Genomic DNA, 2241 nt, shown 5'->3' with positions numbered 1-2241 from the left:
ACAGAGCGTAAAAACGATAAAATATTTACAATCTCATTCAAGTATCATGAAGCTTATGCACTTGAAGCCATTTTAAGGCACTTTATTTCAAATGCCGATGAAGCCTATTCAGATCCTTATGTAAAAAATACCGCTCATGTGATTGCGAATAAAATTCATCAAGAGTTATAATTCTTCCAACAGCATTTTATCTGGAGCTTCTCCAAACAAATCAAAAGAAAACAAAGGTAAGTTTCGCACCATTAAATTTTAGCATAAAGCCGTTTCACTTTTTATATAAAATTTAGTGATGCTGCACTTGTTGAAATGGCTTTCTTTTTTTTCGTTTTTTCTTTTCTAAAATGTATTTTTTGCAAGCTAATTTTTCTTAAAAAATTTCTTAAAATTTCAATTAGATTTTTTGAGCAAGAGGAAACAGCGGGAGCAGTTTGTATTTTGTTGGTTATCAATATTTTATATATTTTTATTTTCTTAAAAATATATAAATCATATATAATTGTTTTAAAAATAATGTTAAACATCTTATAGTCAATTCGTTATTAATATATAGATAATATATTTTTACTCTTTCTACACGATTTTAAATTGTGAAATTGAGATGAAAAAATAGTATTCCGAATGAAAGTAGGAATAGCAAGACGGAATCACGGAGACCGAGATTCAAAATTCTATTCCTATGATTTACAAATATTTACAAGTTTAAATACATACTTTATTTAAAATAAAGTATGTATTTAACGTATAAATTACTGATATTAAGTATAGTTAGCTTGTTTTTAAACGGTATGTATTTTATAGAAATACTAAGTTGTATAAAATGAAATTTATCTAATCAAAAGAAAATATAACAAGGTGTTTTTTGTAACAAAAAAAGCTTAGAATAATGACATAAAAAAACCTCCATTTGGAGGTCATACTTTTGTCATACTACTTTTTTAAATACTTTTCTTCGAAAATCTGTTCAGATTTCTTTTTTAAAGAACCAATAACAAAAGCTTTTCTATTATTTGCATAGCTTGATGGTTCTCTTAGTTCAACTAAAAAATCTAAAAGCTTTTCTTCAGATAAATTGTTATATAAATTTTCAAATAAATTGAGATTATTTTTTAATTCTTTATCGGTAAACTCGTAATTGTACTTTAAATAATCTTCTGTATTTTTAGGAATAAACCATCGTTTTGATATTTGTTTATTTTGCTGTTTTTTCTTTAATTCTGTATCTTCAAATTGAGGTTGATATATTGGAATGAATTTGATGCCAGTAGTTTTTCTTCCTGTTGTCAATTTTTCATAGTTAAAAGTATATGGACTTTTTTCATCTAATTCCTTTTTTGCAGGAATAATAACTTTATTGATAAAGTTTGCAGTTAGTTTATATTTATCTTCTAAGCCAAACATTTCTTTAAGAGAATCAATTGAGTAGTTGATAGGTTTTTTTTGTTCTGAAAGTAATTCATAGAAACGCATAGCATAAACGCTTTCGAATTTCATAGCTGTAGCAAGTTCATATTTTCTAAAACCTTTAGAAAAGTCCATTAATGTTTGATATATCCAATCAGCAACGAAGAAAGAAACCGAATGAGAATATTTGTTGATTCTTACTTTGAAAATGATACCATCGCTTTTATACTCGTCTTCATCGTCATAGGATATTACTTTCTTTTGTAAACTCTTAAGAGCAGTTTTTATTCTTGCATGATTTTTATCTTCACGATCTTCTTTATTATTTAAGAAAGCTGAAATAGGTAAAGTGTATTTAACATCATCGTAAATGTCTTTTTCTATAGCATAATTTTGGTTTAATTTTTTACCTTCAATTAAACTTTGATTTAATTCAATTATACGGTATAAAATTCTTTTTTCATAAACAGAGTAGTCGTATTTAGCAGTTGTCAATATATAAGACTGTAAAACCTCCTTGTTGTTAATAATCATAGTTTAGAGTTGTATTATTACCTGATGAATACAAATATAAACAAATATTACTTACAAAACACAAGTAATAGTATGTATTCAAAAAGTAATAGTTAGAGTAAAAAAAAGTATTCGAAAAGTAATAGTTAAGTATTCAAAAAGTAATAGTTAGATTTTTTAAAACCCTCGTAACTTGTATGGTAATCAAATGTATATCCGTTTTTTGTCGAAAGTCGATAAGTAATGTTAGATAAGCTATGTTTAATTAATACAAAAACATGGTAATTTTTTAGTTTTTAAGGGTGTGATTTTCTTCGAAAAATCACT

1 protein-coding gene is annotated in these 2241 nt (G+C 25.5%); it reads right to left on the bottom strand.

The window, feature by feature from the left end; translation table 11 throughout:
• Positions 1-927: 927 nt before the first annotated feature.
• Entirely contained in the window at positions 928-1935 is a 1008-nt protein-coding gene (locus tag HX088_RS13775) for a replication initiation protein (RefSeq protein ID WP_286484472.1), read from the bottom strand.
• Between the last annotated feature and the right edge of the window lie 306 nt (positions 1936-2241).

Source organism: Empedobacter sp. 225-1 (assembly GCF_030328185.1).
GTDB classification, from domain to species: Bacteria; Bacteroidota; Bacteroidia; order Flavobacteriales; family Weeksellaceae; genus Empedobacter; species Empedobacter stercoris.
This window is presented reverse-complemented; position numbering and strand designations above follow the sequence as displayed.